Raw genomic sequence first — 5857 nt, 5'->3', positions numbered from 1 at the left:
AAAGTAATACTTCTATTTTTCATCTCTTCATTTATTGTAAATGCTGGTATGTGATTTCCCTCGAAAATAAGTTGACTAAAGATTTAATTGAATTAAATAGTATATCAAAAGATAATACTCCTCCAACAATTAAAATTATTACGCCTACTAAATCACAAGATTATATAATATCTAAACCAACTATAAAAGCTAGTTTTTATGATAAAAGTGGCGTTGATTTAAAATCAATAAAACTCTATGTAAATAACAAAGATGTCACACATAAAGCTATAATAACAAACAATAATATAGAGTATACTCCTAATAAAAAATTTAAAAGAGGAACACAAATTGTCAAGATTTGTATAAGCGATAAATCTAGTAATTCTTCATCATTAGAATGGTATTTTACTGTTGGTACTCCTATTTATAAAAATTTTACTGGGAATTTTATAGATATTCAAAATACCCCTAATATCTACATAAACTGCGATTATAATATTTTATGTAACACAATTTATAGTAATAAAAATACCATAGGCGAAAATACTAATTCGATTCAAAAATACAAAAAAAATGCTTATTTATCTCTAAACGCATATAAAATCAATATACCTCGTGATACTAATGATTTTATTGTATTTAATGATAATATAAAAGATAACTATAATGAAATATCAAAATTAAAGCTTGAAAACTTATATAAAAAGTTATTTTATATAGATGATTTAATATGTTCATTTACTCCTAAGTCAAACGACTTAGACTGCTTTAATTACATGAAGTTTTCAAATTATGGAGATGTTATATTTACATCTATAGATATAAGTAACCATAACTTAAACTCAACATCTCCGTTTTATCTAGATATATATAACGAAGCTTTAGACAATGGGTGGCATATATCACCTATAAGTAATAAGTTTTTTACAAAAACTCTAGCAACTGATTTAAATAAAGATAGTATTTTAAATAGCTTAAAAAATAGAAGAACTTATGTATCAAATAACCAAAATTTAAATTTAGAATTTACTATAAATAGTTCTAATATGGGCTCAATTATAAAAAACCCATCTAAATTAAATTTTAATATAAGTGCCATAGATTCAACTTACCAAAATAAAATCAAAAATATTTATATAATAATCAATAACAATAAAGTTTTGAAAAATATAAAATGTAATTCGTATTTAACAAAATCTGAATTTACATTAAAGGAATTTTGTAAATCCTCATATTACTATTTAATAATAGTTCAAGAAAACAACAAAAAAACTATAAGTGCTCCGATTTGGGTAGAAAGCAAATAAAAATGTGCTATTTAAATTAAATAGCACATTTTTATTCTATACATAAATTTTAGTTTATATCTAAAATACCATATCCATTAGAAAAAGTCTTACCTGTTATATCTAATTCAATAGGGCTATTGAAAAGCGGTCCATCTATGACAAATGTATGGTACTCTCCATTTTCTCCACATGCATCAGATCCTGTTTTTTTGATTTCTTTTATAAGCTCTCTATCAAGCACTTTTCCTAAAAAGTCTCCATTCATATTTTCTAGATTTACTTTTTTGATTACTGCTTTAAATCCATTATCTATAAATTCATGTACAACTTCTTCTCTATCTGCTTGCCATAGAGGTAGCTCATAATCAAGACCTGCATTAGTCGCTCTATCTATATCCCACTGTCTATGAAGCTCTATATCTATATCTCCATAAATTACAGTAGTCGCACCCATTTTTTTAGCTTCTATTAGCTTTTCTTCAAATTTTTCTTCATAATCATCAATTGCACATTCAACATATATTATCGGTATATTTAAGTTTTCACTGGCTTTATCTAATAACCTCTTATTTATTGAGTGTGTCCAAGAATCTACTGAATCTTTTTTTACTGTAGTTATTAATGCTACTGGTGTCCATCCTTGTTTTATCTTTCTATGCATTGCAAGCATACAGTCTTTTCCACCACTATACGACATTACAAATTTTTTACTGTCCATATCTTCACCCCATTTTGAATTTTTATTTACAAATATACAAAAATAATTATTATGATTATACATCAAATATATTTTATTATACCACGTTTTACAGCATATCAACTGATGCTTTTACAAAACCTTTAAATATTGGATTTGCTCTATTTGGTCTACTTTTAAATTCTGGATGATATTGAACTCCAACATAAAACTTATTATTACTTACTTCAACAGCTTCAACTAGCTTTTCGTCTGGTGATGTTCCCGCTATAGTAAGCCCATTTTCTATCATTTGCTTTCTAAAATCGTTGTTAAATTCATATCTATGGCGATGTCTTTCTGAAATATTTAAATCTCCATAGCATTTATAAAGCATAGTGCCTTCTTTTACTTTGCAAGGATATGCTCCAAGTATCATTGTTCCACCCATTATATTTCCAAATTGGTCCGGCATAAGTGCTATTACTGGATATTTTGTTTCTAAATTAAATTCTGTAGAGTTTGCATCTTTCATATTTAAAACATATCTAGCATATTCGATTACTGCTATTTGCATTCCCAAACATATTCCTAAGTAAGGTATATTGTTTACTCTTGCATAATTTGCAGCACAAATCATACCTTCTATTCCTCTATCGCCAAATCCACCTGGTACTAATACGCCTTGACAATCTCCTAATAATGAATTTACTGTATCTTTATTTACACCTTCTGCATCTACCCATTTTATGTCTATTGCCGCACAATTTTCATAACCTGCATGAGATAAAGCCTCAACTACTGATAAATATGCATCATGTAGTTTAGTGTATTTTCCGACTAAAGCGATTTTTACAGTTTTATCTCTATTTTTAACTCTACTCAACATATTAGTCCAATCTGATAAATCACATTTATCGTATTTTAAATCAAGTTCTCTACAAACTATATCGCATAAATTTTGTTCTTCTAACATCATCGGCACTTCATATAGTACATCTATTGTTTTATTTTCTATTACACAGTCTTGTTTTACATTACAAAATAGTGATATTTTCTTTTTAATAACTTCATCTAAAGGAGCTTCTGAACGAGTTACTATAATATTTGGCATAATTCCTAAACCTTGTAATTGTTTAACTGAGTGTTGTGTTGGCTTTGATTTATGTTCTCCTGAACTTTTTATGTATGGTACTAATGTAACATGAATAAATAGACAATTATGTCTTCCTACTTCTAATGACACCTGTCTTATAGCTTCTAAAAACGGCTGACTCTCTATATCACCTGTCGTACCACCTATTTCAGTTATAACTACATCTGCATCACTTTTTTCACCTACATTGTATATAAAGCTCTTTATTTCATTAGTAACATGAGGTATAACTTGGACAGTTTCACCTAGATATTCCCCTTTTCTCTCTTTATTTAACACATTCCAATATACTTTTCCTGTTGTTAAATTTGAGTATTTATTTAAATCCTCATCTATAAATCTTTCATAATGACCTAAGTCTAAGTCAGTTTCTGCTCCATCTTCTGTTACATATACTTCCCCATGTTGATATGGACTCATTGTCCCCGGGTCTACATTTATATAAGGATCAAGCTTTTGTGCTGCCACTTTAAATCCTCTCGCTTTTAATAATCTTCCTAAAGATGCTGCTGTTATACCCTTTCCTAAGCCTGATACTACACCACCTGTTACAAATACATACTTTGACATACTAATACCTCCTACACGAATAAAAATTTTTAATAAATTACTTACATTTCATAAGTCTTTAAAATATTTTCTGCAATTTCTTTTTTAGTTACTCTTAAATCCATAGCTTGCTTTTCTATATATCTATGCGCTTGGGGCTCACTCATATTTAAGTACTGTATTAAAATACATTTTGCCCTATCTATAAGTCTAATTTCACTAATTTTTACTTTAAGTCTTTCATTTTCACTTTGAAGACCTAAAAATTTCTTTCTTGAAATATATATATACTTAATACTTTTATACACAAATTGTCTATTTAACGGTTTTTCTATTACAAATACACCGTAGTCTTCTACCTTAGCTGAAACTGCATCAGCTATATCATTTTTTACTACTAATAAAACTCCTGTATTATAATTTTTACTTATTGCAATTGCAAGTTCATGTCCAAATTCGTCTGATAATGGAGCATTTATTACAACTAAATCAAATTCAGTTCTATTTAATATACGCCTCGCTTCACTACCACTGCCAACAGTGACCGTATTGGAAATTCCAACTGTCTTTATTAAATCACTAAAAAAGCTCTTTCCTTTTTCCGACGTTGACACTATCAGCGCACAACTCATATAGGTCCCCCCTTTTTATAATTTAAAGCACTTCAAAATATAATTCTTTTTCAGCTTTAAATTTATCAGTTATTGAACTATATATATCCCACTCTTTATTCTTGTCATTTATATAATTTTCAATAGTCTTTTGTGGTAATACTGTTTTTATAAACTCACTATCTTTTGCTAGATTTATCGCTTCATTTAAATCTTGTGGTAGTTTTTTCAAATCATTTACTTTGTTTTCATCTATTTCAAATAAATTGATATTTTTAGGTTCACAAAGTTCTAAATTATTTTCTATACCTTCTATCCCAGCTTTAATAAGCAGTGCAAATGCTATATATGGATTACAACTAGAATCTGGTGATCTAAGTTCCATCCTGCATCTATCTCCTTTTGATGCTGGTATTCTTATAAGTTGTGATCTATTTTCTTTTGACCATGTTATATATTTTGGAGCTTTGTCTTTTCCTAATCTAGCATATGAATTTGTAGATGAATTTAAGAACAAAGTAATTTCCTCTATGCGGTTTAATATCCCTGCTAAAAACTTTTTAGTATATTTATAATTATCAGAACTTTTATCTTTAAAAAGATTTACACCATCTTTATATAAAGAAATATTTATATGTAGTCCACTTCCACACTCTATATTTAAAGGTTTCGGCATAAATGACGCAAAGAGCCCATTTTCACAAGCCTTAGTTTTTACAAGCGACCTAAAGCTGATTAAATTATCTGCTGCAGTAAGTGCATCTGAATATTCATAATCGATTTCATTTTGTCCAGGTCCTTGCTCATGGTGTGAACTTGTAGTTTTTATTCCCATTTCTTCAAGCGAAAGACAAATATCTCGTCTTATATTTTCACATCTATCGCTTGGATATATATCGCAATAAGTTCCTCTATCATAAGGAATCATAGTTGGATTTCCAAATTCATCTTGTTCAAATAAATAAAATTCACTTTCGCATCCTATTTTGCAGACAAACCCTTTATCTCTACTCTCTTTTATAACTTGTTTTAATATATTCCTACAATCTCCTTCGAAATTTCTTCCATCTGGATGTTTTATATTGCAAAAGAATCTAACTACTCTGCCATGTTGCATTCTCCACGGTAGTAGATACATTGTGCTCGCCTCTGGTATTAACAATAAATCTGACTCTTCTACATTCATAAAACCAGTTACTGCCGATGCATCAAAAGAAACTCCTTCTTCAAATGCTCTTTTTAATTCAGTAGGCATTATAGTTATATTTTTTTGATTCCCAAAAATATCACAAAATGCCAAGCGTATAAATTTTATGTCATTCTCCTCTATAAATCCTAAAACTTCACTAGTTTTATAATCCATCAAATTCCTCCTATTTACCCCTAAATTTTGTTAATACACCCAAAAAAGGGCGCTCATTATAGGGTATTAAATAAATATTCATACCCTATAATGAACACCCTTGTTCAATGTGATAATTATAAAATATTTATTAATACATGTCAATATTTACTTATTGATAATATGGCACCTTGTTGAATAGTTTCACGATATACATTTTCACCAGTAGAAATAACAGATAGACTTCTAGTA

Annotated in this window: 5 protein-coding genes; 1 reads left to right on the top strand and 4 read right to left on the bottom strand. The window is 28.6% G+C overall.

Features of this window, described 5'->3' with window-relative positions:
• Nucleotides 1-1289 (top strand): hypothetical protein (locus tag I4U58_RS12225; protein WP_207743885.1); only part of this gene is annotated, 1289 nt, incomplete at its 5' end.
• A gap of 49 nt (nucleotides 1290-1338) precedes the next feature.
• Here the strand turns inward: I4U58_RS12225 and I4U58_RS12220 are convergent.
• From I4U58_RS12220 to I4U58_RS12205, 4 genes are all read right to left on the bottom strand, one after another.
• Nucleotides 1339-1989, bottom strand: coding sequence for a diphthine--ammonia ligase (locus tag I4U58_RS12220; RefSeq protein WP_195931621.1), 651 nt, complete (start codon nucleotides 1987-1989; stop codon nucleotides 1339-1341).
• A gap of 88 nt (nucleotides 1990-2077) precedes the next feature.
• Entirely contained in the window at nucleotides 2078-3673 is a 1596-nt protein-coding gene (locus tag I4U58_RS12215) for a CTP synthase (protein WP_195931620.1), read from the bottom strand.
• 41 nt (nucleotides 3674-3714) lie between these two features.
• Nucleotides 3715-4284, bottom strand: coding sequence for an ANTAR domain-containing protein (locus I4U58_RS12210; protein WP_195931619.1), 570 nt, complete (start codon nucleotides 4282-4284; stop codon nucleotides 3715-3717).
• Nucleotides 4285-4306: 22 nt separating this feature from the next.
• Entirely contained in the window at nucleotides 4307-5626 is a 1320-nt protein-coding gene (locus I4U58_RS12205) for a glutamine synthetase family protein (RefSeq protein ID WP_195931618.1), read from the bottom strand.
• Nucleotides 5627-5857 lie beyond the last annotated feature (231 nt).

The sequence above is a fragment of the Clostridium sp. 1001270J_160509_D11 genome, assembly GCF_015667935.1.
Lineage (GTDB): Bacteria > Bacillota > Clostridia > Peptostreptococcales > Peptostreptococcaceae > Intestinibacter.
The sequence above is the reverse complement of the archived record's forward strand: the minus strand, read 5'-3'. Positions and strand labels throughout refer to the sequence as shown.